Annotated in this window: 28 protein-coding genes; 10 read left to right on the forward strand and 18 right to left on the reverse strand. The window is 67.9% G+C overall.

Going from position 1 to position 23,436, the window contains the following annotated elements:
* Positions 1–31: 31 nt before the first annotated feature.
* The 3 genes from AC1DW4_RS03800 to queA all read right to left on the reverse strand — a co-directional run bounded on the left by AC1DW4_RS03800 (position 32) and on the right by queA (position 3,173).
* Entirely contained in the window at positions 32–625 is a 594-nt protein-coding gene (locus AC1DW4_RS03800; protein WP_477015898.1) for a CvpA family protein, read from the reverse strand.
* A 6-nt stretch (positions 626–631) separates the two neighbouring features.
* Complete coding sequence (radA, locus tag AC1DW4_RS03805; RefSeq protein WP_477015899.1) at positions 632–1,996, reverse strand: DNA repair protein RadA; 1,365 nt, start codon at positions 1,994–1,996, stop codon at positions 632–634.
* A gap of 91 nt (positions 1,997–2,087) precedes the next feature.
* The gene (queA, locus tag AC1DW4_RS03810) at positions 2,088–3,173 is read right to left on the reverse strand and encodes a tRNA preQ1(34) S-adenosylmethionine ribosyltransferase-isomerase QueA (RefSeq protein WP_477015900.1); all 1,086 of its coding nucleotides are present in this window, start codon (positions 3,171–3,173) and stop codon (positions 2,088–2,090) included.
* 82 nt (positions 3,174–3,255) lie between these two features.
* On the opposite strand from queA, the gene AC1DW4_RS03815 reads away from it, so the two are divergent.
* The 3 genes from AC1DW4_RS03815 to AC1DW4_RS03825 all read left to right on the forward strand — a co-directional run bounded on the left by AC1DW4_RS03815 (position 3,256) and on the right by AC1DW4_RS03825 (position 6,080).
* Positions 3,256–3,723, forward strand: coding sequence for a hypothetical protein (locus tag AC1DW4_RS03815; protein WP_477015901.1), 468 nt, complete (start codon positions 3,256–3,258; stop codon positions 3,721–3,723).
* Positions 3,724–3,770: 47 nt separating this feature from the next.
* Complete coding sequence (locus AC1DW4_RS03820) at positions 3,771–5,441, forward strand: lysine--tRNA ligase (protein ID WP_477015902.1); 1,671 nt, start codon at positions 3,771–3,773, stop codon at positions 5,439–5,441.
* A gap of 159 nt (positions 5,442–5,600) precedes the next feature.
* Positions 5,601–6,080, forward strand: coding sequence for an SH3 domain-containing protein (locus AC1DW4_RS03825; protein ID WP_477015903.1), 480 nt, complete (start codon positions 5,601–5,603; stop codon positions 6,078–6,080).
* Positions 6,081–6,177: 97 nt separating this feature from the next.
* Here AC1DW4_RS03825 and AC1DW4_RS03830 read toward each other — a convergent pair whose 3' ends face one another.
* From AC1DW4_RS03830 to AC1DW4_RS03855, 6 genes are all read right to left on the reverse strand, one after another.
* Complete coding sequence (locus AC1DW4_RS03830; protein ID WP_477015904.1) at positions 6,178–6,813, reverse strand: S24 family peptidase; 636 nt, start codon at positions 6,811–6,813, stop codon at positions 6,178–6,180.
* A 49-nt stretch (positions 6,814–6,862) separates the two neighbouring features.
* Positions 6,863–7,294, reverse strand: coding sequence for a hypothetical protein (locus AC1DW4_RS03835; protein WP_477015905.1), 432 nt, complete (start codon positions 7,292–7,294; stop codon positions 6,863–6,865).
* 89 nt (positions 7,295–7,383) lie between these two features.
* Entirely contained in the window at positions 7,384–7,734 is a 351-nt protein-coding gene (locus tag AC1DW4_RS03840) for a hypothetical protein (RefSeq protein ID WP_477015906.1), read from the reverse strand.
* 45 nt (positions 7,735–7,779) lie between these two features.
* Entirely contained in the window at positions 7,780–8,169 is a 390-nt protein-coding gene (locus AC1DW4_RS03845; RefSeq protein ID WP_477015907.1) for a hypothetical protein, read from the reverse strand.
* Between the two features lie 51 nt (positions 8,170–8,220).
* Positions 8,221–8,628, reverse strand: coding sequence for a PaaI family thioesterase (locus tag AC1DW4_RS03850; RefSeq protein WP_477015908.1), 408 nt, complete (start codon positions 8,626–8,628; stop codon positions 8,221–8,223).
* Positions 8,625–9,095, reverse strand: a complete 471-nt coding sequence (locus tag AC1DW4_RS03855; protein ID WP_477015909.1) for a PaaI family thioesterase — start codon at positions 9,093–9,095, stop codon at positions 8,625–8,627. The genes AC1DW4_RS03850 and AC1DW4_RS03855 overlap by 4 nt, the downstream gene beginning before the upstream one ends.
* Positions 9,096–9,157: 62 nt before the next feature.
* Here AC1DW4_RS03855 and AC1DW4_RS03860 point away from each other — a divergent pair, with 62 nt between their 5' ends.
* Positions 9,158–10,192, forward strand: a complete 1,035-nt coding sequence (locus AC1DW4_RS03860; protein WP_477016211.1) for a ligase-associated DNA damage response exonuclease — start codon at positions 9,158–9,160, stop codon at positions 10,190–10,192.
* Positions 10,193–10,226: 34 nt separating this feature from the next.
* Here the strand turns inward: AC1DW4_RS03860 and AC1DW4_RS03865 are convergent, their stop codons facing one another.
* Entirely contained in the window at positions 10,227–11,078 is an 852-nt protein-coding gene (locus tag AC1DW4_RS03865) for a class I SAM-dependent methyltransferase (RefSeq protein WP_477015910.1), read from the reverse strand.
* Between the two features lie 209 nt (positions 11,079–11,287).
* On the opposite strand from AC1DW4_RS03865, the gene AC1DW4_RS03870 reads away from it, so the two are divergent.
* A complete protein-coding gene (locus tag AC1DW4_RS03870) occupies positions 11,288–11,947 on the forward strand; it encodes a winged helix-turn-helix transcriptional regulator (protein ID WP_477016212.1) in 660 nt (219 codons plus the stop codon).
* 50 nt (positions 11,948–11,997) lie between these two features.
* Here the strand turns inward: AC1DW4_RS03870 and AC1DW4_RS03875 are convergent, their stop codons facing one another.
* Complete coding sequence (locus AC1DW4_RS03875; protein WP_477015911.1) at positions 11,998–13,614, reverse strand: response regulator; 1,617 nt, start codon at positions 13,612–13,614, stop codon at positions 11,998–12,000.
* A gap of 201 nt (positions 13,615–13,815) precedes the next feature.
* Here AC1DW4_RS03875 and queC point away from each other — a divergent pair, with 201 nt between their 5' ends.
* On the forward strand, positions 13,816–14,532 hold the full coding sequence (gene queC / locus AC1DW4_RS03880) for a 7-cyano-7-deazaguanine synthase QueC (RefSeq protein ID WP_477015912.1): 717 nt from the start codon (positions 13,816–13,818) through the stop codon (positions 14,530–14,532).
* Positions 14,529–15,164 carry a 7-carboxy-7-deazaguanine synthase gene (gene queE / locus AC1DW4_RS03885; RefSeq protein ID WP_477015913.1) on the forward strand — a complete coding sequence of 212 codons (636 nt, stop codon included), beginning with the start codon at positions 14,529–14,531 and terminating at the stop codon, positions 15,162–15,164. The genes queC and queE overlap by 4 nt, the downstream gene beginning before the upstream one ends.
* A gap of 1 nt (position 15,165) precedes the next feature.
* On the opposite strand, the gene AC1DW4_RS03890 is transcribed toward queE, so the two are convergent.
* Genes AC1DW4_RS03890 through AC1DW4_RS03900 form a run of 3 tightly spaced genes read right to left on the reverse strand, consistent with a single transcriptional unit; the run spans position 15,166 to position 17,292 of the window.
* Complete coding sequence (locus tag AC1DW4_RS03890) at positions 15,166–15,438, reverse strand: hypothetical protein (RefSeq protein WP_477015914.1); 273 nt, start codon at positions 15,436–15,438, stop codon at positions 15,166–15,168.
* A 38-nt stretch (positions 15,439–15,476) separates the two neighbouring features.
* Positions 15,477–16,562: a chorismate synthase gene (gene aroC / locus AC1DW4_RS03895; RefSeq protein WP_477015915.1), complete on the reverse strand. Its 1,086-nt coding sequence runs from the start codon at positions 16,560–16,562 to the stop codon at positions 15,477–15,479.
* Positions 16,563–16,572: 10 nt separating this feature from the next.
* Complete coding sequence (locus AC1DW4_RS03900) at positions 16,573–17,292, reverse strand: DnaJ C-terminal domain-containing protein (protein ID WP_477015916.1); 720 nt, start codon at positions 17,290–17,292, stop codon at positions 16,573–16,575.
* A gap of 76 nt (positions 17,293–17,368) precedes the next feature.
* Here AC1DW4_RS03900 and pdxH point away from each other — a divergent pair, with 76 nt between their 5' ends.
* Positions 17,369–18,043, forward strand: coding sequence for a pyridoxamine 5'-phosphate oxidase (gene pdxH, locus AC1DW4_RS03905; RefSeq protein ID WP_477015917.1), 675 nt, complete (start codon positions 17,369–17,371; stop codon positions 18,041–18,043).
* A gap of 3 nt (positions 18,044–18,046) precedes the next feature.
* Here pdxH and AC1DW4_RS03910 read toward each other — a convergent pair whose 3' ends face one another.
* Genes AC1DW4_RS03910 through AC1DW4_RS03920 form a run of 3 tightly spaced genes read right to left on the reverse strand, consistent with a single transcriptional unit; the run spans position 18,047 to position 19,992 of the window.
* Entirely contained in the window at positions 18,047–18,673 is a 627-nt protein-coding gene (locus tag AC1DW4_RS03910) for a TetR/AcrR family transcriptional regulator C-terminal domain-containing protein (protein WP_477015918.1), read from the reverse strand.
* Positions 18,674–18,724: 51 nt separating this feature from the next.
* Positions 18,725–19,378 (reverse strand): uridine kinase, encoded by a 654-nt coding sequence (udk, locus tag AC1DW4_RS03915; protein ID WP_477015919.1) that lies wholly within the window; start codon positions 19,376–19,378, stop codon positions 18,725–18,727.
* A gap of 26 nt (positions 19,379–19,404) precedes the next feature.
* On the reverse strand, positions 19,405–19,992 hold the full coding sequence (locus AC1DW4_RS03920) for a hypothetical protein (protein WP_477015920.1): 588 nt from the start codon (positions 19,990–19,992) through the stop codon (positions 19,405–19,407).
* Between the two features lie 171 nt (positions 19,993–20,163).
* Between AC1DW4_RS03920 and AC1DW4_RS03925 the strand changes: the two genes are divergently transcribed.
* Both AC1DW4_RS03925 and AC1DW4_RS03930 read left to right on the forward strand, forming a co-directional pair.
* Positions 20,164–21,810, forward strand: a complete 1,647-nt coding sequence (locus tag AC1DW4_RS03925) for a long-chain-fatty-acid--CoA ligase (protein WP_477015921.1) — start codon at positions 20,164–20,166, stop codon at positions 21,808–21,810.
* A 4-nt stretch (positions 21,811–21,814) separates the two neighbouring features.
* The gene (locus AC1DW4_RS03930; RefSeq protein WP_477015922.1) at positions 21,815–22,477 is read left to right on the forward strand and encodes a DUF1499 domain-containing protein; all 663 of its coding nucleotides are present in this window, start codon (positions 21,815–21,817) and stop codon (positions 22,475–22,477) included.
* Here AC1DW4_RS03930 and AC1DW4_RS03935 read toward each other — a convergent pair.
* Positions 22,462–23,382 carry an MBL fold metallo-hydrolase gene (locus AC1DW4_RS03935; protein WP_477015923.1) on the reverse strand — a complete coding sequence of 307 codons (921 nt, stop codon included), beginning with the start codon at positions 23,380–23,382 and terminating at the stop codon, positions 22,462–22,464. The genes AC1DW4_RS03930 and AC1DW4_RS03935 overlap by 16 nt on opposite strands.
* Between the last annotated feature and the right edge of the window lie 54 nt (positions 23,383–23,436).

The following is a 23,436-nucleotide window of genomic DNA, read 5'->3' on the forward strand; positions in this document are numbered from 1 at the left end:
GACGGGGCTCCGATGACAGGCGAAAATCTAACTAGGGGGCGGCAGGGCGCGAGGTAGGCTGCGATTGGGTCGGGGGCAAGGCGTTATCGTCCGAAAATCCTCGGCGGACGGAGGAATCTACGACCGGGCTGATCGCGTCGGCACCGCGACCGATTCCGGGCAGGATGATCTGGATGGCACGGGCGGCCCCGGCGCTGACGGGACGCAGGGTCGCCTCGCTGAGCCATTTCGGCGTTTTTTCGCCCGGCATGGCGGCGACGATGACCAGATGGATGGCGCCCAGCAGGACCAGCGAGCGACCCGCCCCGACCAGGATGCCGAGCAGCCGGTCGATACCGCCCAGCGTCGGGTGCGCCTGGGCGCGCTTGGACAGGATCGAGCCGAACACGCGGATGCCGAAATAGACCATCAAGAAGGAGACGACGGCGGCGAAGATCGATCCCGCCCAGTCCGGGTTCACCAGGGCGCGGCCGATCGGCGCAGTCAGCGGCAGGGCGACCAGGGCCAGGAAGGCGGCCAGGACGAAGCTGAGCAGGGTGATGATCTCGCGCGTGCCACCGCGCACCCACCCGGCGGCGGCCGAGGCGAGGATCACAAGGATGGCGAAGGCGTCGAACCCGGTCACGCGGCCTCAATAGCTGTTCTGCGAGATTCGTTCGACGGCTTCCGTCAACCGACTGATTCCCGTGATCGCGACGCCACCGCCCTTGACGGCCAAGGGCGGCGACAGGGCCTGGTCGAAGCCGAGCTTCTGAGCCTCGCGCAGGCGGGCCTCGGCGCGGCCGACCGCGCGGACCTCGCCCGACAGGCTGATCTCGCCGAAGACGATGCAGCCCTGGGGCAGCGGCATGTCGGTGATCGAGGAAATCAGGGCGGCGGCCGCGGCCAGGTCGGCGGCAGGTTCGTTGATGCGCAGGCCACCGGCGACGTTCAGATAGACGTCCTGGTCGCCGAACCCGAGCCCGCATCGCGCCTCCAGCACGGCCAGAACCATGGCCAGCCGGCCGGTCTCCCACCCGATCACGGCGCGGCGCGGCGTGCCATAGGCGGACTTGGACACCAGGGCCTGGATCTCGACCAGGACGGGGCGCGACCCCTCGATCCCGGCGAAAACGGCGGCGCCCGGCGCGCGGTCCTTGCCCTCGCCGAGGAAGAGGGCGGAGGGATTGGCGACTTCGCGCAGGCCCGTATCGCCCATCTCGAACACGCCGATCTCGTCGGTGGCGCCGAAGCGGTTCTTGCCGGCGCGCAGGATGCGGAACGGATAGCCGCGCTCACCCTCGAAGCTCAGGACCGCATCGACCATGTGTTCGACGACGCGGGGTCCGGCGACCTGGCCGTCCTTGGTGACGTGGCCGACCAGGACGACGGCCGGGCCGCCGGCCTTGGCCAGGCGGACCAGTTCGCCGGCGCAGGCCCGCACCTGGGTGACCGAGCCCGGTCCGGCCTCATGCGCGTCCGACCACAGGGTCTGGATCGAATCGACGATGACGATGTCGAACTTTTCGCGCTTCAGGGTGCCGAGGATGTCGCGCAGCGCCGTGGCGGAGGCTAGCGCCACGGGGGCCTTTTCCAGACCCATACGCCGGGCGCGGGCGCGGATCTGTTCGATCGCCTCCTCGCCCGAGATATAGGCCACGCGCGCTCCGGCGAGCGCCGCGCGACCGGCGACGTCCAGCAGCAGGGTGGACTTGCCGACACCGGGATCGCCACTGAGCAGGATGGCCGAGCCGGGGACCACCCCGCCGCCGCAGACGCGGTCGAACTCGGTCACGCCGGTGATGATGCGCGCAGGCTCGGCCGTCTCGGACAGCAACGACTCGAACTGCAGGCCGCGCGCCCGGGCGGTGGAGGCAGGCTTCAGCGCCCCTGGCGGGGCGGACCGGCCCTCCTCGACGATGGTGTTCCAGCTGTTGCAGGCATTGCACTGCCCCGCCCACTTGCCGTGGACCGCCCCACAGGACTGACAGACATAGATCGCACCGTCTTTGGCCATGCGGTTGGCTTACAGGAGTCGCGCGGTTCGGGGCAGGGGGCAGGTCCGGGCCTGCGTCCGATTCTGACGTGGGTCGGAGCGGGCTGCGCTCTTAGCCGCGAAACAGAAGCGACCCGTCGCCGTAGGAATAGAAGCGAAAGCCATCCGCGATCGCGTGAGCATAGGCGGCCCTCATGGTGTCGAGGCCCGCGAAGGCGCTGACCAGCATGAACAGGGTCGATTTGGGCAGGTGGAAGTTGGTCATCAGGACGTCGACGGCGCGAAAAGCATAGCCGGGCGTGATGAAGATGGCCGTGTCGCCATGGAAGGGGCGGATCTCGCCGTCTGGCGTCGTGGCCGACTCCAGCAGGCGCAGCGACGTGGTGCCGACGCAGACGATGCGGCCGCCCCTCGCGTGGACCGCGTTGAGGGCGCCGGCGGTCTCTGAGGACACCTCGCCCCATTCGGAGTGCATCCTGTGCTCCGAAGTGTCGTCCGCCTTGACCGGCAGGAAGGTCCCGGCCCCGACGTGCAGCGTCACGCCGTGGGTTGTGACACCCTTGGCCCGGATGGCGTCCAGCAGGCGCGGGGTGAAGTGAAGACCCGCTGTGGGCGCGGCGACGGAGCCATCGTGCTCGGCGAAGACCGTCTGGTAGTCCGACCGGTCGCGGTCGTCCTCGGGGCGTTTGGCGGCGATGTAGGGCGGCAGGGGCATGACGCCGACATCGCGGATGGCGTCGTCGAGCGCGGGGCCGGCGAGGTCGAACGTCAGCGTGATCAGGCCGTCGTCGTGCTTGTCTCGAACCGTCGCGTCGAGGCGGCCGAGGTCGCAGGCGGCATCGCCTTGGGCTCCGAAGCGAATCCTGTCGCCGGGTTTGATGCGCTTGCCCGGCTTCATGAAGGCGGACCAGACGTCAGGGGCGTCGCGGTGGTGGAGGGTGGCCTCGACCTCGACGGTCAGGGTCTCTCCTTCGGCCCCGATGCGGGTGCGGACGCCCGACAGGCGGGCGGGGATCACGCGGGTGTCGTTGAAGACCAGGGCGTCGCCGGGGCGCAGGAAGTCGGGCAGGTCGGAGATGACGTGGTCGGCGAGGCCGCCGTCCTTGACCACCAGCAGCCGGGCGCTGTCGCGCGGATCGGCGGGCCGCAGGGCGATGCGGTCCTCGGGCAGGTCGAAGTCGAAGTCGGCGGTCTTCATGGTCGGCGCGAATGGCCATCTGCGCGACCGAAGGTCAAGCGTCGGAGCGAGAACCGAAACGTCGGCTGCACATTAGCCCAGGATGCGTATCCTCGATTACCTTCCCCCCGTCCTCATCGGCGCCGTCGCCAGCGCCCGGTCCATGACGCCGATGGCGGCGCTGGCGGGCGCCCATGTCCTTCACCGCGAGACGCCGGGCCGGCTGGTGCTGCTCGGCAAGCCGCTGTTCACCGCGGGGGCCCTGGCGATGGGCGCGGGAGAGCTGTTAGGCGACAAGATGAAGTCGGCCCCGGATCGGACGGTGTTCCTGGGTCTGCTGGCGCGCGTCTGCAGCGCGGGCATCGCGGGCGCCGCGCTGGCCCCGCGCGGGCGGGAGCGGCAGGGAGCTGCCCTGGCGATCGGGACGGCCGTGCCGATGGCCTACGTGACCCTTTCGGCGCGCAAGCGGGCGATGCGAGAAATCGGCCAGACCCGGAGCGGGCTGGTCGAGGATGTGCTGATCGTCGCGGCGGGCGTGGGCGTCGTCGCCTGGGCGCTTGGTCGCCGCTGACAGGCTTTGCGTTGACCTGACCTGTCGCAGGCGGCAAACCCGCGCCCATGCTGCAGAACCTCGAAACCCTGGCGCGCGAAGCCAAGTCCTGGCCCTTTGAACAGGCGCGAGCCCTGCTCGACCACGTGCTGAAGAAGCGTCTGTCGGATGCGGAGCGGGATGCGGCGAAACTGCTGATCGACGCCGGCAAGGCGGACGAGGCACTGGCGACGTTCGAGGCCCTGCAGAAGCCCGTGGTGCTGGAGACGGGTTATGGCCCGTCCGGCTTGCCGCACATGGGCACCTTCGGCGAGGTGGCGCGCACGACGATGGTGCGCAACGCCTTTCGGGCCCTGACCGGCGACCACTGGCCGACGCGGCTGATCGCGTTTTCGGACGATATGGACGGTCTGCGGAAGGTGCCCGAAGGGGTGCCGAACCCCCAGATGCTGGCCGGGGACCTGCATCTGTCGCTGACGCGGGTGCGCGATCCGTTCGGGACGCACGACAGCTTCGGGGCGCACAACAACGCGCGTCTGCGGGCGTTTCTGGACAGCTTCGGCTTCGACTACGAGTTCATGTCCTCGACCGAGACCTACAGGTCGGGGCGGTTCGACGCGGTGCTTCTGCGGCTGCTGGAGCGGTTCGACGCGGTGCAGGCGATCATGCTGCCGACCCTGGGACCGGAGCGGCGCGAGACCTATTCGCCCTTCCTGCCCGTCAGTCCGATCACCGGCCACGTCCTGCAGGTGCCGACGCTGGAGCGTAACGTCGAGGAGGGGACCATCGTCTTCGACGACCCGGCGGGCGGCCGCACCGAACTGCCGGTCACGGGCGGCCATGTGAAGCTGCAGTGGAAGCCGGACTGGGCCATGCGCTGGACCGCGCTGGACATCGACTACGAGATGTCGGGCAAGGACCTGATCGAGAGCGTGCGCGAGTCGTCCAAGGTGTGTCGTGCGCTGGGTGGCGTGCCGCCGGAGGGGTTCAACTACGAGCTCTTCCTGGACGTCGAGGGCAAGAAGATCTCCAAGTCCAAGGGCAACGGCCTGACGATGGAGCAGTGGCTGCGCTACGGCACGCCGGAGAGCCTGAGCTGGTACATGTTCCAGTCGCCCAAGTCGGCCAAGAGCCTGCATTTCAATGTCATTCCCCGCGCGATCGACGACTATCTGGGGGCCATCGACGCCTATCGGACGCAGGAGCCGGCGAAGCGGATCGACAACGCCGTCTGGTCGATCCATGCGGGTGCGCCGCCCGAGGTCGCATCGCCGGTGTCGTTCGCCCTGCTGCTGAACCTGGTCGGCGTGGCCAATGCGTCGAACAAGAGCCAGCTGTGGGCCTATTTCGCCAAGTATCTGCCTGACGCGACGCCGCAGAACGAGCCGGTGCTGGACGGGCTGATGGACCGGGCGCTGAACTACTACGAGGACTTCGTGAAGCCGACGAAGTCCTATCGCCTGCCCGACGACAAGGAGAAGGCGGCGCTGCTCGATCTGGCCGCGCGGCTGAAGGCGCTGCCGGCCGACACGACCGACGGCGAACTGATCCAGGGCGAGGTCTATGCCGTGGGCAAGGAACACGCGTTCGAACCGCTGCGGGGCTGGTTCGGGGCGCTTTACGAGGTGCTGCTGGGGGCGTCGCAAGGGCCGCGGTTCGGCTCGTTCGCGGCGATCTATGGCTTGCCGCAGACGATCGCCCTGATCGAGGCGGGGGCCAACGGCGAGCTGGTGAACTAGGTCGGGCCAACTCTTCCGGGCTCAAGCAGCGAGGCTCCGCGAGCCGAGCGGTAGCCCCCTACAAACATGAACCGAAAATAACGGTGAAGCTGGGGGAGCCTTCAGCTTGGCTGGCGCATTATGCATGACATCGACCAACCTCGATGAATGGAGAGAGCCATGTCGAAGATCATGAACACTACCCTGGCCACCGCCGCCGCCCTGGCGGCCCTGGTCACCGCGGCGCCGATGACCGCGTCTGCGCAGCAGTCCAACGGCATCACCAGCTGTGACGCCCCCGGGGGTCGCCAGACCGCCGGTGCCCTGATCGGCGGTGCCATCGGTGCCTTGGCCGGCAGCCGGATTTCCAGCAACGAACGCGGCCTGGGCGCCATCGCGGGCGCCGGTGCCGGTGCTGCCGCCGGTTCGTACATCGGCTGCAACCAGCAGCGGGCGCGGGCCAATAGCCAGGCCAGCTCGTCGGGTGCCCAATACCGCGCCTCGTCCAACCTGCGCATCCGTTCGGGTCCGGGCACCAGCTATCGTCAGGCGGGCAGCCTGTCGGCCGGTCAGCCTTTCACGGCCGTCGGATCGCAGGGCGAATGGGTCCAGATCGCCGGTGGCGGCTGGGTCAACGCCCATTACGTCACGCCCTATTGACCAGGGCGTAAGCGTTCGCCCGCCAGCGCTCACGGCTTGAGCGCGGGTCGGGCATCGCAGAAGAAGCCGCTCCGGGAGGGGCGGCTTTTTTGCATGCCTACTGGCTGACCCAGAGAATGCGGGCCACCCAGTCGATGTCCGCACGCGCGATCATTCGGGGCGGATAGGCCGGATTGATCGAAGTCAGGGTGACGGTCTTGCCATTGATCGCCCCTACTTCCTTGGCCAGGGTTTCGCCCGTCCGGATGCGTACGACCACCCTGTCGCCCTTGCGAACGTCGGTGCGTTCGCGATCCACCAGAACGCGATCGCCCTCGCGGTAGAGCGGCTCCATGGAGTCGCCGGATATCAGCAGACTGAACAGGGTTTCCTTCGGCGCGGGTAGATCCGTCTGGTCCCACCCATCGCCGGTCGGCAGGCCGGCGTCGTCGAAGAAGCCGTCGGATCCGGCCTGGGCCATACCCAGCAAGGGAGCCGTCGCGACCCGAGCGTCCGAATCCTCGGCCAGGGCCGCGAATTCGGCGAGCGAGGCGTGGCTGACCTCCAGAATGCGGTTCAGGCTTTCGGTCGAAGGCCAGCGCGGTCGGGGCGGCACGCCGGGTCCAAAGCGCTTGGACGGATTGAAGGCGGTCGGATCCAGTCCCGCCTTGCGCGCCAGCGCCGACGCCGACAATCCCTGGCGGCGCGCCAGCGCGTCGATGGCCGTCCAGAGTCGATGATGAGACAGGGGCATGGGTTGAGCAACGTCGCGGTTCGCGACGATCTTATATAGGAATAAAGACCTATTCCAGACCCGCGGCCCGGCGTTCCTGCCAGGCCCAGAAGGTGCCGATACCGATGGTCAGAAGGATGCCGTAGCTGGCCAGGTTCAGCACCGTGTAAAAGGCCGCCATGGGTGGGCGCACGTCGAACAGATAGACGATGTGGCTCATGACCACGAGAAGTTGAATGGCCAGGGCCCAGACGGTCCATGTCTTTCGCCACCTCCAGACGGCATAGGCGAATGTCGCGGCCATCGCGCAGTCCAGCAGGAACATCGTCCACTGGAAGTTCTGATAAAGCTGGCCGTCATTCTGCAGCAGCAGCCCGGCGAGCCACCCCAGAAGGTAGGTCCCCATACCCACGCGCTCCGCCTCGTCGCCTTTGACAAACGCGAAGATGGCCACCAGCACCATCGGGAGGAGCGCCAGTTTGACGTAGAGGGTATCCAGCATGCAATCGCCCCCGCACTGATCAGTGCGAGGGCGACAATGCTTCGAGTCTGTCCTGCGGGGAACCTTTACCGCGCAAGATTACGCCGAATTCAGGCGACGCGGTGGATCGCTCCGGGGGGCTCGCTGCCGATCGGCGTTTCCCAGTCGTCCGGCTTGTTCAGCGGGCCGACAGCGTAGATGCCATAGCCCTGACGGCGGTGGGCGCGTTGCAGTTCGGCGTGGCAGGCGACGATCGCCTCACGCGCCGAGGACAGGGCGGCGATCGCTTCGATCGCCTTGGCCTGCGCCTCCGAACCGGCGACCGGCGAAATCTTCAGAAGGGTGCGGGCACCGATCATGGATTGAACCAGGGTCGTGGACGCGGTGAGCGCGGCGTCAACGGCCTTTTCCGTAGCATAGAGATCGCCCGCGACGCTGGCGATGACTTCAGTTCTGTCCATGTGTAGCCCCTCAATGAAACAACAATGAACGACTTCTTAACACGTCTAGAGGGTAAGCGGTAGTGTTTCATTAACCAACGGAGCGAGCCGCTGCACGAGGCCACCGCCCCCGGTCCCGTCACCGCCGACGGGGGGGCGGTCCTCTGGCTTGTCCATCGGGCCGACCGCAAGCGTCTCCAGGCCCAGGCGTCGGGCCAGGGCGGCAAGGGTGTTGTGGGTATCCACCAGATGCGAGCGTGCGGAGGCCAGGGCACCGATGGAGGCCGCGGCCCCGTCGAACGCCTTCTGACCCGTCACCGCCGACAGATAGGCCTGAGCCCGGGCCGCCGGCAGGAGCGCGGCGAGGTGGGCCGTTTCGGTCAGCGCCAGGTCGATCGCGGCTTCGGCGGCAAAAAGCCGTGCGGCCAGGGTTTCGCCTACGGTTTCTCTGTTCATGATTAACTCCCCCGTGGCGGGTCGCCACACACGGATGCAATCATGGGTAATTCAGGAAGGCAAGCTCTGGTTGTCGTCCAGCGAAAAATGCGCGGTCAGACTGGCGATGGGGCTGTCGGGATCGTCCTGCCAGGCCTCGGCCAGGACATGTGCGACGCGGCGACCCGCGCGCGAGATCCGCGCACGGGCATGGACGTCCCGGGGCTTTCCCGATCGGAGATAGGCGGTGGTCACGGTGATGGGGCGGGGCAGGCGCAACCGGGGCCAGACCAGGGCGACCTGCGCGACCGCCGTCAGTTCCAGCATGGCGGCGGTGGAACCGCCGTGCAGCGCCGGCAGCATCGGATTGCCGATCAGGTGGTCGGCGAAGGGCATGACGACCGTCAGGATGTCGCCGTCCTGCTCGGTCCGCAGACCCAGAAACCGGGCGTAGGGGATGGTGTCGAGCAGGGCGGTCACGCGGCGTCCCCCCGGGCCAGGTTGGCGCCGGTCGCGCCAGCGTCGCTTGAGTTGATGACGTATGTGGCCTGGGCGGCCGCTACCGGGTCGGCCGGGTCGTCCTCGAACGCCCAGGCGCGGACGAAGCCGATGGTGCGGGTCAGCTTGTAGCAGCGCGCCTCGGCCAGCAGGTCCACGCGGGGTCGGGCGGCGCGCATGTAATCGACGCGCAGATCCAGCGTCGCGATCGGCGCGAACCGGCCCAGCGCCACCCAGATGGCCAGACCGCCGACATGGTCCAGCATGGCGGTGACCAGGCCGCCGGCGAACACCTCCGTCTCCGGATCCCCGACCAGATCGGCGCGCCAGGGGGTGCGCAGGCGGACGCGGTCACCCTCCACGCCCTCGTATTTGAAGCCCAGCGCATGGGTATGGGCGGCGCCGGAGGCGAGCTGGGGCAGGATGTCGGTCAGGAACGGATCGCTCATTGGACCGTCCTTATCGGGCGCGGATGGACGCGCAAGCCCGGAACGCCGCCTATATGGTCTCCATGATCCGTCCCGAAGACCTGCTGAGGCCCACGCCGGCCGGCCTGTATTGTCCGCCGGGCGACTTTTACGTCGACCCGAACCGTCCGGTGGACCGTGCGGTGGTGACTCACGGCCACGCCGACCACGCGCGCTCGGGCCACGGCGCGGTGCTGGCGACCGACCAGACCCTGGCCATCATGGCCGAGCGATACGGCGAGGATTTCACCCGGCTGCGCCAGCCAGTCGCCTATGGCGAGACCGCTTCCCACAACGGGGTCGAGATCCGGCTGGTGCCCGCCGGTCATGTGCTGGGCTCGGCACAGGCGGTGGTGACCTGGCAGGGCCTGACCATGGTGGTGTCGGGCGACTACAAGCGCCGCCGCGACCCGACCTGCCTGCCGTTTGAGCCGGTGCCGTGCCACGTCTTCATCTCGGAGGCGACCTTCGGCCTGCCGGTCTTCACCCATCCGCCGGACGTGGAGGAGGTCGGGCGGCTGGTGCAGTCGCTGGGCCAGTTTCCCGACCGCGCCCACCTGGTCGGGGCCTATGCCCTGGGCAAGGCGCAGCGGGTGATCCGGCTGTTGCGCGAGGCGGGGTGGGAGCGGCCCATCTATGTCCACGGCGCGCTGGAGCGGCTGAACCGGCTGTACGAACGCGAGGGCGTCGACCTGGGCCCGATCCTGCCGGCGACGGGGCTGAAGAAGGACGCTTTGGGGGGAGAGGTCGCGATCGCGCCGCCGTCGGCCATCCAGGACCGCTGGGCGCGCCGCTTCGCCGATCCGGTGACGGCGTTCGCGTCGGGCTGGATGCTGGTCAAGGCGCGGGCCAAGCAGCGAGGCGTGGAACTGCCTCTGGTCATCAGCGACCACGCCGACTGGCCCGAGCTGATCCAGACCTTCGAGGAGGTGAAGCCCGAGGAGCTGTGGATCACCCACGGCCGCGAGGAAGGCCTTCTCCGCTGGGCCGAGATCAACGGCGTCAAGGCCCGCGCCCTGCGGCTGGTGGGCTATGAGGACGAGGATGAGGAGGTGGGCGGGGAGGGAGGGGCATCCTAGCGACGGACGCCCCGTTCCCGGTTCGTTTACGCCGTCAGGGCTTGCGGACCGTGACTTTCAGGAAGGTCGCGGGGATTTCGGTCCCCGACGCTCCCCCCCGATTGTGCTCGCGGAACAGGCCGATCAGATCGGCTTCATACGCGTGGGCGCGACCATCCTTATGGGCGGCTTCGAAAGCGTTCATGGTCGGGCCGTAGTAGTTCTTGAAGGTGTGCAGCAGATCTTCTGGAGACCCCTGCCGTCGGAAGACATAGGTCTCGCGTTCGCAGACGATGTTCGTCGTGGGAACGCCAGCGGCCTCGAATCTCGCGCGGGCGATGTCCTCAGATCCCCACGTCATCGGACTGATGAACCCCTCCGGTGGCTGGGGCGTATAGGACGCGCTGATCTTCAGAATCTGAGCGACCAGCGTCGGATCCCCGGGAATCCAGTTGCCCATGACGATCCGGCCGCCGCTGCGCGTGACTCGCGTCATCTCTTTGGCGACATCAAGCGGCCTGGGCGCGAACATGGCCCCGAAAATACTGATGACCAGATCGAAGCTGTCGTCGGCCAGATCCTTAAGGTCCGAGGCGTCGCCCTGCTGAAAGCGCAGGTTTCTCATGCCCGCCGCCGAGGCGCGGATATTGCCCGCCGCGACCAGGTTTTCGGCAATATCGACCCCGAGGACGTTGGCACCGCGCTGGGCGGCGGGCAGAGCGGTGGTGCCGTCGCCGCAACCCAGGTCCAGCACATCCATTCCAGGCGTGACGCCCAGACTTTCCACCAGATCGTCCCCGCTCTCGCGCATCGACGCCGCGATCTGGGTGAAGTCGCCCTTTTCCCACAGCATCTTGTTGGGATTGATCGGTGCGCTTCCTGCCGCCCCGGACTGTTCGGTGCTCATCGTCAAATTCCCCTGTTCAAGTCGGCGCGAACCGCCGATCGTTGTTATCCGTAGACCATCGCACTGGAACTCCGCCAGTTCCGGAACTGTACCGACCCGATATAGAATCTGAACTGGCCGATCCCGCACCTCGGATCTAGATCGGACCACGGATGGCTATGGAGAGGATGATGGCGACGAGCGGGCATCGGCAATTCTGTCCCCTGGCCATGGCGTCGGACCTGCTATGCTCCCGCTGGACGATGATGCTTCTCAGCGAACTGCTGAGCGGAACCACGCGCTTCAATGATTTGCGCCGGGGGCTGCCCAGAATGTCGCCCGCCCTGCTGTCCAAGAGGTTGAAGGATCTTGAGAGCGCCGGCATCGTATCGCGGCGTCTGGCACCCGATGGGACGGAGCTTCAAGAGTATGTGCTGACGGACGCGGGTCTTGCGGTCGAGCCCGTGATAGACGCCATGGGCGATTGGGGCCATCGCTGGATCACCACACAGGCGACGCTGGCCCACCTCGATGTGAAGCTGCTCATGTGGAACATGCGGCGCAAGATCAATCCCAATCCGCTGCCTGCGCGCCGCAGCACCATCCAGTTCATCTATCGCGACCTTCCGACGGCGACGCGCAACTGGTGGCTTCTGGTTCAGCCGGGCAAGGAGGTTGATCTGTGCTCCGTTGACCCGGGCTACGACGTCGACCTGTACGTCACGACCGACCTGCGAACCCTGACCGAGGTCTGGATGGGCTATGCCTCGATCGGTGCGGCGATGGAGGACGGCCGCCTAGTCGTCGTGGGAAACCGCGAGCTGGAAAGCAGTTTTCAGACCTGGCTGGGAGCCAGCCGGTTCGCCAGCCTGGAGAAATGCGTCGCCTGAGCGGTTCGACCTCTGGTGGACTCAACTCCGTCCCGGATCGGGGCCGCGGGTTAGGCCGCGCGGACCCCTGGGGTTGTCGCCACCTCGACCGGTTCCGCCGTCAGGGCGGCGTTCATCGCCATCCTAAGCCGCTCCGGCTTGATGGGCTTTTCCACGACGGCGGCCATGCCGATGGACAGATAGTGCTTTGCGTCGTCCGGGTCGGCGTTGGCGGTCAGGGCGACGATGGGGATGTGGCGTTCGGGGCCGGGCAGGGCGCGGATGGCCTGGGTCGCCTGGACGCCGTCCATGCGCGGCATCTTGATGTCCATCAGGATCAGGTCGAACGGGCGGGCCTGGACGGCCTCCAGCGCCTCGAGCCCGTCCTCGGCGGTTTCGGACGAGCAGCCGAACATCTCGCACAGGGCCTGGGCGACGACGCGGTTCGTGGCGTTGTCGTCGACGATCAGGATGTGGGGATTGGCCTGAAGCTCCAGCTCGGCCAGAGCCGAGACGTTGGATGCATGATCGACCGCGACGGCCGAGAGGGGGGCGGTGATGTCGAAGGCGAAGGTCGCGCCGCGCCCGGCGTTGTTCTCGGCCCAGATGCGGCCGTTCATGTTGTCGACGATCTGGCGGCAGATCGACAGGCCCAGGCCCGCGCCGTCAGGGCCAGAGCCGTGGACGAAGGGTTCGAAGATCGCGTCCACGCGGTCGGCATCGACGCCGGGGCCGTCGTCGCGGACGCGGGCCTCCATGTGCACGCGACCATTTTCGGACCAGGCCTTCAGGCTGGCCTCGACCACGCCGTTGCGGGCGAACTTCAGGGCATTGCCGATCAGGTTGTTGAACACCTGCTTCAGGCGCACGCCGTCCAGATCGGCGGTCAGTTCGGTGTCGCCCTCGTAGCCGACCATCAGGCGCACGCCGTCCTGCGACGCGCGCGGGGCCCACATCTGTTCGACGTCGTCGACCAGGGCGCGCAGCGGGGTGGGGGCGGGGGTCAGCTCCAGCTCGCCGGCCTCGGCGCGCGACAGGTCCAGCGCGTCCTGAAGGATGCGCAGCAGGGTCTCGGAGGAATCGACGATGGTCTGGACGTGGGCGTGGGCCGCGTCGTTCAGAGGCTGGCGGCGCAGAAGCTCGGCGACGGCGAGGACCCCGTTCATGGGGGTGCGCAGCTCGTGGCTCATGATGGCCAGGAACTGGCTCTTGGCGCGGGCGGAGGCCAGGGCCTGGGTGCGGCTGTCCGTCAGCTCTCGGGCCTGTTCTTCCAGCTCCCGGTTCTGGCTGCGCTGCTGGTCGTTCACGGCCTGAAGCAGGGAGATGGCGGTGCCGACGCCGCGATAGCGACCCTCGCGCGTCACGATGAAACCGCGCATCAGAGCCCCCGGCCCGGACTTCAGCAGGATGTCGCAGAAGGCGTCGATGCGCACGCCCGCCTCGACCACCGCAGGCTCAGGGTCCATGATCATGGAGACGGGACGGGCGGAATACAGGGCGTGGCCGAATGGACCGGCGATCTTCAGCAGGAAGGCGTTGCGTTCCACCAGACCGACCGGGCGGTCGTTGTCGACGACGGGTATGACGAGCGTATCCGGCTCGTTCCTGAAACGAGCGAAGACTTCGCTGGTTGGGACCGTCGGCGAGACTGGCTCGGCGCGCTCCGTAAGAACCTCGATCGTCGGCATACTGGCCGTAACTCCGTGATACCGGTGGACATCTAGGGGATAATCCTCTTCGGAATCGTTAAGTGCGACCGGCTGCCGCATTTCGGCCGGGATCGGTCCGGTTTTGCCGGGACGGGCCGGTGGTGTAAGGATCGAGCCCCGACTTTCCAGATCTTCATCCATTTTCAATGCGCGCGGCCGTTGGCCGACCGCAGGGCCGTCATGACCGAAACCCAACGCTCCCCATCCTCGGCCCTGGTCCTGTTCTCCGGCGGGCAGGACAGCGCGACCTGCCTGGCCTGGGCGCTGGAACTGTTCGAGCGGGTCGAGACGGTGGGTTTCGACTATGGCCAGCGGCACGCAGTGGAAATGGCGGCGCGGTTGACGGTCCGCGCAGGGATAACGGGGGTGTTGCCGGATCTGGCGTCGCGACTGGGGCCGGATCATGTCGTGGACCTGGCCGGGTTCGGCGCGATCGGCGAGACGGCGATGACGACCGACCGCGCGATCGAGGTCGGCGCGCGGGGCCTGCCGACGACCTTCGTGCCGGGGCGAAACCTGATTTTCCTGACCGCTGCGGCGGCGCTGGCGGACCGGCGCGGGCTGGAGGTGCTGGTCGGCGGCATGTGCGAGACGGACTTCTCGGGCTACCCCGACTGCCGGCGCGAGACGATGGACGCGATGGAGCGAGCGCTGTCGCTGGGGCTGGACAAGCCGGTACCGATCCAGACGCCCTTGATGTGGCTGACGAAGGCGCAGACCTGGGCGCTGGCGGATCAGATCGGCGGCGGGGCCCTGGTCGAGCTGATCGTGGAGGATTCGCACACCTGCTACCTCGGCGATCGCGCCCACCGGCATGCCTGGGGCTATGGATGCGGCGCATGCCCGGCGTGCGAACTGCGGGCGGCGGGCTGGGACGCCTGGACGGCCGGTCAATGACCTATTCGGTCAAGGAAACCTTCCTGACGGTGCAGGGCGAGGGCGGGCAAGCGGGGCGACCGGCCGTCTTCCTGAGGTTCGCGGGCTGCAATCTGTGGAGCGGGCGCGAACAGGATCGGGCGAGCGCCGTCTGTTCATTCTGCGATACCGAGTTCGTCGGAACGGACGGCGACGGTGGCGGGAAGTTCGCGGATGCGGGGGGCCTGGCGGATCACGTCGCCTCGCTGTGGATTGGACGGGACGGCGATCCCCGGCTGGTGGTCTGCACCGGCGGAGAGCCGCTGTTGCAACTGGACACGGCCCTGATCGCGGCGCTGCACGCTCGCGAGTTCGACATCGCGGTGGAAACCAATGGGACGATCGCTGCGCCGGCGGGCATCGACTGGGTCTGCGTCAGCCCCAAGGCGGCGGCGCCGGTGGTCCAGACCTCGGGGCAGGAGCTGAAGCTGGTGTATCCGCAGCCCCTGGCCCTGCCGCAGCGGTTCGAGGGGCTGGATTTCGAGCGGTTCTGGCTGCAACCGATGGATGGGCCGGATCAGGCGGCGAACACGGCGGCGGCGCTGGATTACTGCCTGAGAAACCCGAAATGGCGACTGAGCGTCCAGACGCACAAATACATCGGGGTCCGTTAGGTCAGCAGCGTTGGTTGGCGGCCCGGCGCTGTTCGCAGCGACGCTGCTCGCGCTCGTAGTCGCGCTGTTCGCGTTCGCGGCGGGCGCGGGTTTCCTCGTCCGATGTGGTGACGGAATCGACGCCTGCCCCGACCACGGCCCCCGTGACCTTGGCCGCGCCCCCCACGACCGCCCCGGCCGTGCCGACGACAGCTCCGACCAGGCAGCCCTGAAGCATCATCGCGCCCGCGAGGACGGCGGACAGGACGGTGGCGCGGCGGAAGGTTTGGGACATTGGCGCAGCTAACCCGAACAGGGTGAACGGAATATGACCTAGCCGATCTGCGCGCGATGCCGGAGCATGGCGTCGGCCAGGACGCAGGCGGCCATGGCCTCGACGACGGGCAAACCGCGCAGGGCGACGCAGGGGTCGTGGCGGCCGACGGTGCGCAGGTCGGTCTCCGTGCCGTCGCGGGTGACGGTCCGGCGAGGCGTGAGGATCGAAGAGGTTGGCTTGAAGGCGATCCGGGCGGTGAGGGGCTGCCCGGTCGAGATACCGCCCAGCACTCCGCCGGCGTGGTTGGACAGGAACGCGATCTCGCCGTCGGGGCCGATGCGCATCTCGTCGGCATTGTCCTCGCCCGACAGCTCGGCCGAGGCGAAGCCGGCCCCGATCTCGACCCCCTTGACCGCATTGATCGACATCATGGCGGCGGCCAGTTCGGCGTCGAGCTTGCCATACAGGGGCGCGCCCCATCCGGCGGGGATGCCAGTGACCTCCAGCGCGACGATCGCGCCGGTGGACGAGCCGGCCTTGCGCACGCCGTCCAGCCAGGCTTCCCAGGCCGGGACCACTTCGGCCGCGGCGGCGAACAGGGGATTTTCATAGACGACATCGAAATCAACGGCTTCCGGCGCGATCCTGTGCGGGCCCAGCTGGACTACGCCCGCGCGGATGACGATACCGTCGCCCATGATGCGGCGCGCCACGGCGCCTGCGGCGACCCGGCTGGCGGTCTCGCGCGCCGACGACCGGCCACCGCCGCGATGGTCGCGAACACCGTATTTGGCCTGATAGGTCATGTCGGCATGGCCGGGCCGGAAGGCGCGGGCGATCTCGCCATAGTCTTTTGATCGCGCGTCCTCGTTGTCGATGTGGATGGCGATGGGGGCCCCGGTGGTCACCGGGCCGTCGCCGTCGTCGAAGGTGCCGGACAGGATGCGGGCGGTGTCGCTTTCCTTCCTCTGGGTGACGAAGCGGCTGCCGCCCGGCTTGCGCCGGTCGAGCCAGGGCTGCAGGTCGGCCTCCGTCAACGGGATCATCGGCGGGCAGCCGTCGACGACGCAGCCGATCGCGGGCCCATGGCTCTCGCCCCAGGTCGTCACGCGAAACAGATGGCCGAAGGTGTTGTGGGACATGAACCCGCGATTAGGCCGCCAGCCGGTCCGGCGTCCAGACCCGCGTGAAACGCGCCAGCAGATCCTCGGCCGCCGAGGGCGCGTCTTCGCTTGCGAAGAGGGTCACGAACAGGTGGCCGGGCCGGTGCGCACCCCTTGCCGGCAGGCCCAGGTCGCGCAGGCGCAGGCGAACGGGCGATTGTAGCCCAGGGGTCAGCCAGGCCGAGCGTGATCCGGCATGGGTTTCGATCTCGATACGACCGCCATCGGTCATCGTGCGCGGAGAAGCTCCCCAACGCATGTGCAGGTCGTCGCCGAGCACCGCCAGACCATCGGCAGGGCGGATCAGGACTGGCAGATACAGGTCGGATCCGTCGTCGGCACCGTTCTTCAGCCTGAGATGCTCGCCGGTCCGCAGTCCCGCGGGCGCATGGACACGCAGAGATCGTCGCCCCAGGCGGACCGTCGTCTCGCCGCCATGGATGGCCTGAAGCGGCGTCAGGCCGACGACAGGCAGGGCCACCGGTCGTGCGGCCGGGGCAGCGAGGGCAGGGTGGCCGCCGCCACGACTCTGGATCAGGCGGTAAGCGGCGATAACGCGGCGGAACCGCTCGGCATCACCATGGGGCAGGTCGGGCCGCGCGTCCTTTACGGCCAGGCGAAAGGCCCGCGCGACGTCAGCCTGATCCGTCGGGCCGCGCAGTCCCAGGACGGCGAAGGCTTCGTTCAGGCTCTGTCCGGACGGGCTCATGCGGCGAATAGGCCGTCAGCATGGTCAAGGACGGGTTAACCGTGCGGGGATCGGCGACGCTTGCTATATCGCGCCCATGACCAGCGCCGTGATCCCGCCCAGCCCGACCCGCGAGGAATATGCCCGCGACTATGCCGCCGCCCTGGCCGCCAACGGCGACGAGACGATCTTCGAGCGCGCCGAACCGATCGGGCTGATCGTCGAATGGCTGGCACAGGCCAGGACGCACGAGCCGAACGACCCCAACGCCATGGCCCTTTCGACGGTCGACCCGGACGGGGCGCCCGACAGCCGGATGGTGCTGCTGAAGGACCTCGATTCGCGGGGTCTGACCTTCTATTCCAACCGCGAAAGCGCCAAGGGGCTTCAGCTGCAGGCACAGCCTCGGGCGGCGCTGCTGTTCCACTGGAAGTCGCTGCGGCGCCAGGTGCGCGTGCGCGGCGCCGTCGAGCCGGTGAGCGCCGAAGAGGCCGACGCCTATTTCGCCAGCCGGGCGCGCGAAAGCCGGATCGGGGCCTGGGCCTCCGACCAGTCGCGACGTCTTTCCGACCGGACAGATCTGGAGGCGGCCGTCGCCCGCGAGACCGCGCGTTTCGAAGGGACTGACGTGCCCCGACCGGAACACTGGACCGGCTGGCGCGTGGTCCCGGATGTGGTGGAGTTCTGGCGCGACCGGCCGTTTCGCCTGCACGACCGACTGCGGTTCACGCGAGACGGACAGGGCTGGACGCGGATGCGGCTTCAGCCCTGAACGTCAGGCGCCGTAGCGGGCCAGAAAGGTTTCCACCGCATCGGCCGCGATCTGCGCATTGGATCGCGCGGCCTGGACCTCGTCGCCCGTGACGAGCGGCATGAAGAACACGGGGTGCTCGACCATGCCCATCAACTGTCCGGCGGCCCAGGACGGCTTGTCGATCTTGAGTTCGCCGCGCTCGGTCAGGCGAGTGAGAGCGGCCATCAAGGGGCGACCGAAATCGCTGCGCCCCTTGTCGAAGAATTGCTGGGCCACGTCGCGAAAGCGAGGGCGCTCCGCCATCACCAGACGAAACACCGAACGCACGAAAGGATCGCCCATGAAATCGGCATAGGCCGTAGCGAACAGGATCAACTGGTCGCCGGCCGTGCCGTCCGCGACGCGGACACGTTCCATCTGGGCCGAGAAGTCGTTGGAGGCATCCAGGATGACCGCGGTGAACAGATGCTGCTTTGACGGGAAATAGGCATACAGGGTCGCCGTCGACACAGTGGCGGCTCGCGCGATCGGCTCGATCCGGGTCGCGGCATAGCCGTCGGCCATGAAGTGGCGGCGGGCCTCGCGAATGATGGCCTGGCGGCGAGGGTCGTCGGCCTCCGACGCCATCCTGTTGCTGTGTGAGTGCATCGTTAAATGCTTAGCCCCAAGGCCAAGCTTGGGAAACCCCACCGAACACGGTTACGAATGCGCGGCGAGGAGTGGAGCCAGTGCGGGGTGGGCCAGAAGCGGCGCGGCCAGGCGCACGATGACCTGGGGATCATCCAGACGCACCGCGGCCGTGGCGTCGGCTATGACGAAGTCGGCCCGCGTGCGCGACGGCTCGGTCAGCCGCTCATGACCGGGGCGCACTGTTTTCAGATACTGGTCGATGACAGACGCCGAGGTTCGGCCGCGCTCGGCCTGGTCGCGCAGAAGGCGACGGATGAAGCGGATGTCCGCCGGGGTGTCGACGAACACCCGGATGTCGAACAGGTCGGCGACGGCGGGGGTGCACAGGACGTGGGTGCCCTCCACGATCACGACCGGGGCGGCGGGGATGACCTCACCGTCCGGTTCGCGGCCGTGGTGGATGAAGGAATAGACGGGGGCGGTCACCGGCTTGCCCGCCTTCAGCCGCGACAGGTCGTCAAACAGCAGGTCGTGATCGCGTGCGCCGACATCGTCGAAGTCGAAGGTCGCGGCATCGAAACCGGGCAGGGAAGCCGCGTCGCGATAGTAGCTGTCCTCGCGCATCAGCACGGCGGTGCCATGAGGAAGGACGGCGGCCACGGTTTCGGCAAGCGTCGACTTGCCCGAGCCGGAACCGCCGGTGATCGCGATCAGAATGGTCATGGCGGTGCCTTACCGCCGGCCAAGGCTCAGCGGAAGAAGCAGGTGGTGCCGGCGTACAGGCTTTCGACCGTGCCCGCCGCACCGTCCGCCGTCAGGAAGCCGCCGAGGTCGCCGGCCTGGAACTCGACCCCCAGGGTGGACTCGGGATCGATCTCGACCGTGCGCGCATCATCCAGGGCCGCGCGGGTCGTGCCCACGCCGACGCCGTCAGCGGTGGTGAGGCCCGCCTTGTCCAGGAACCAGCCGGCGAACTTGTCGTCCTGGAAGGCCAGCTTCAGGCCATTGGAGAACTGGGCGAACTGCACCGGGCCTTCGCCGCATTCCGAGTTGGTGGCGACATCCGGCGTCGCGCCGCCGACCGAGGCGGTGACGGCGGTCAGGACGTTTGACTGGGGCGTTCCGAACGGGATCGGCGTGGCACTGCCGGAGGCCGAGAACAGGCGCAGGCCCTCGCCCTCGACGGCAAGCCCGCCTTCGGTCTGGGCCGGAGCCGTGGCCGGGGCGGTCGCCGGGGTCGCGGCGGTCTCGGCGGCGGCGGGGGTCTCGGCCTGATTGCAGGCGCTCGCAGCCAGCAAGGCAGCGAGGGCGACGGCGACGCGGGCGGTGACGGTCATCGGTTCGGCTCCGGGTGTTCCTTGGTGAAGTGTCTGCGCAGACCATGGTTTGCCACAGGGCTCAAGTTTTCTGATCTGACAGCTTACCCGGCGTCACGTTGCTTATCAGTGGTCACCTCGCGTAGCTTGCCTCCAAGCGCCGCAGACAGCCGGTGCAGATGAGGGAATGCGATGCTGGGTTTGATGCAGGACTGGCCGCTGACGGTCGATCGTATCCTGGACCATTCGAAGAATTGGCACAGTCACCGCGAGGTGGTCACCCGCTCGGTCGAGGGGCCGATCGTGCGGACCAGCTATGGCCAGATCCACGGCCGGGCCAAGCGCGTCTCGAACGTCCTGAAGGACTGGGGTGTCAAGGTCGGTGACCGGATCGCCACCCTGGCCTGGAACACCGGCAATCACATCGAGGCCTGGTACGGCATCATGGGGATCGGCGCGGTCTGCCATACCCTGAACCCTCGCCTGTTTCCCGAACAGCTGATCTACATCATCAACCATGCCGGCGACCGGATCATCTTCGTCGACCTGACGTTCGTGCCCTTGCTGGAGGCGATCCTGCCGCATTGCCCGAGCGTGGAGCGGGTCGTGGTGATGACCGACGCCTTCCACACGCCGGCGACAAAACTGCCCAAGGCCGAATGCTATGAGGCGCTGCTGGACGGCGTGTCGGAGGACTGCGTCTGGGGCGACTTCGACGAACAAACCGCGTGCGGCCTGTGCTACACCTCGGGGACGACCGGGAACCCGAAGGGGGTCCTGTATTCGCACCGATCGAACTTCATCCACACCCTGCTGGGCATGCAGTCCACGGTGCTGGGACCGTCGCCCAAGGAAGTCATCCTGCCGGTCGTGCCGATGTTCCACGCCAACGCCTGGGGCATCGCCTTCGCGGGACCGGCGTCCGGGGCCAAGCTGGTGATGCCGGGGGCCAAGATGGACGGGGCGTCGATCTATGAGCTGATCGTGTCCGAAGGGGTGACCTTCTCGGCCGCCGTGCCGACCGTCTGGCAGGGGCTGCTGACCCATCTGCGCGAGAACAAGCTGACCATCCCGACCGTCAAGCGGGTGCTGATCGGTGGCTCGGCCGTGCCCGAAAGCCTGATCCGCGCCTTCCACGACGAGTTCGGCATCGAAGTCGCCCAGGGCTGGGGCATGACCGAGACCTCGCCGATCGGCACCATGTCGATCCTGACGCCCGAGCTGGAGGCCCTGCCTTACGACGAGGGCATGAAGTGGCGGATCAAGCAGGGCATGCCGCCGCTGGGCGTCGAGCTGAAGCTGAAGAACTATGCCGGGCAGGAGATGCCGCATGACGGCGTCACCTATGGGCGGCTGATGATCAAGGGCCCGACCATCGCCCGCGCCTATTTCAGGGACGAGGGCGGAGACATCCTGGATCACGAGGGCTTCTTCGACACCGGCGACGTTTCGACCATCGACGAATACGGATTCATGCAGATCACCGACCGGGCCAAGGACGTGATCAAGTCCGGCGGCGAATGGATCAGCTCCATCGAGATCGAGAACATCGCCGTGGGCCACCCCAAGGTCGAGCTGGCCGCCGTCATCGGTGCGGCCCATCCGAAATGGGACGAGCGCCCGGTTCTGATCATCAAGCTGAAGCCCGGCGAGCGCCAGGACAAGCAGGAGCACCTGGATTTTCTGGTCGGCAAGATCGCCAAATGGTGGATGCCCGACGACGTCGTCTTCGTGGACGACATCCCGCTGGGCGCGACCGGCAAGATCGACAAGAAGACCCTGCGCGAACAGCTGAAGGACTATCGCCTGCCGACCTCGGTCGAGCCGGCACGGGTCTGACGCCGTGGCGGGACGCAAGGCCAGCAGCGGCGCGACGGCCGTCCGAGCGGCGGTCGTCGCGACGGTGGCCGGGCCCCTGCTGGCCTTCGTGGCCGTTCTGCTGGTCAATGCGGGGGTGGTCTCGCGCGAGACCGGGCTGGAGCTCCTGACGCTCAAGGTGGCGCTGGTCTTGAGCCTGGTGGCGGTCGCCGTTGCGGTGTTCGCCCTGATCGGCGCGCTCAGGAATTTCGCGCGGCTGGGCCTGATCGCCTCGGTGACGCTCGTCGCCGCTGTCGCAATCGCGGGGGCGTTCCTGTGGCGCGCGCAAGTCATGGCGGTGGCCGGTCCCGGGGACGTCACGACCGATCCCGCTGACCCGCCAGCCATCGCCAATGCGGGCAGTGCCAGCGTCGCGTGTCCGGGCGTGTCCGCGCCAGCGACCCAGTCCGCTGAAGGGGCCGCGGGATGGGCCATGCAGCAGGCGGGGTTCCGCATCACCGACGCCAGTCTGTTCCAGGTCCGGGGCGAGCGGACCGGGACCTTCTTTGCCCTGAGGCATGAGGCTGTGATCCGCATTCGGCCCGGCCGGACCGACGTGCGGGTCGTCGCGCGCTACGACCGCGCCGACGGGGGCGAGACCTGCCGTCTGGCCGGCAAGCTGATCGCCGCGCTTCAGGCCGGTCGGTAGGACGCCGACAAGGCGGGATCGCCGCCATCGACCACCACGCGCCCGTCCTCCACCAGCTTGATCAGATGGGCCCATACCGACAGACCGGCGGCGGGCCACAACCGCTGATCGACGGCGGCGTAGAGGATCGGCACGATCGTCGCGATGGTACGGTCCCCCGCGACGACGCGCGCCAGGATCTGCGCCTCGCGGTCCAGCCGATGCCGGCGATAGGCGGCGAGGAAGGGCGCAGGCTCGGTCACCGGAGCCCCGTGCGTCGGCCACAGGGTCGAGAAATCGGCCGCGATCACCCGGTCCAGGCTGCGCATGTAGTCGCTCATGTTTCCATCCGGCGGGGCGACGACGGTGGTGGACCAGCCCATCACGTGATCGCCGCAGAACAGGGCATTCTCGTCCTGCAGCACGAAGGCCATGTGGTTGGAAGCGTGACCCGGCGTGAACAGCGCCTGCATCGTCCAGCCCTCGCCGGCGATCGTTTCGCCCCCCGCCAGAACCGTGTCGGGGATGAAGGTCGCGTCCTCCTCCTCGTCCAGCGGTCCGGATGCATGGGTGTCCTGCGCGGGCGGGCGAGCGGCCAGGATCGGTGACGCGACGCGCTCGGCGAACGGGCGGGCGAGGGGAGAGTGATCGCGGTGGGTATGGGTCACCAGGACGTGGCTGACCGTCCTGCCCTCGACCGCACTCAGAAGGTCCTGCAGATGCGCATCGTCCAGCGGACCCGGGTCGATCACGGCGACCGACGACCCCGGCCGGGAGTGCCCCACGATGTAGGTCCCCGTGCCGGTGAAGGTGAACGGGCCGGGATTGTTGCAGATCACGCGCTGGATCAGGGGCGAGACCTGGTCTGCCCGGCCATACTGGAAATCGAAGGCGCGGACGAAGGGGATGGCCTGTAGCGCGGTCATGACTCTGGTCCCGAAACGGTACGGAAAGGACGGCCCGACCCTTGCCTTAACAGA

Source organism: Brevundimonas sp. P2_A6, from assembly GCF_056404975.1.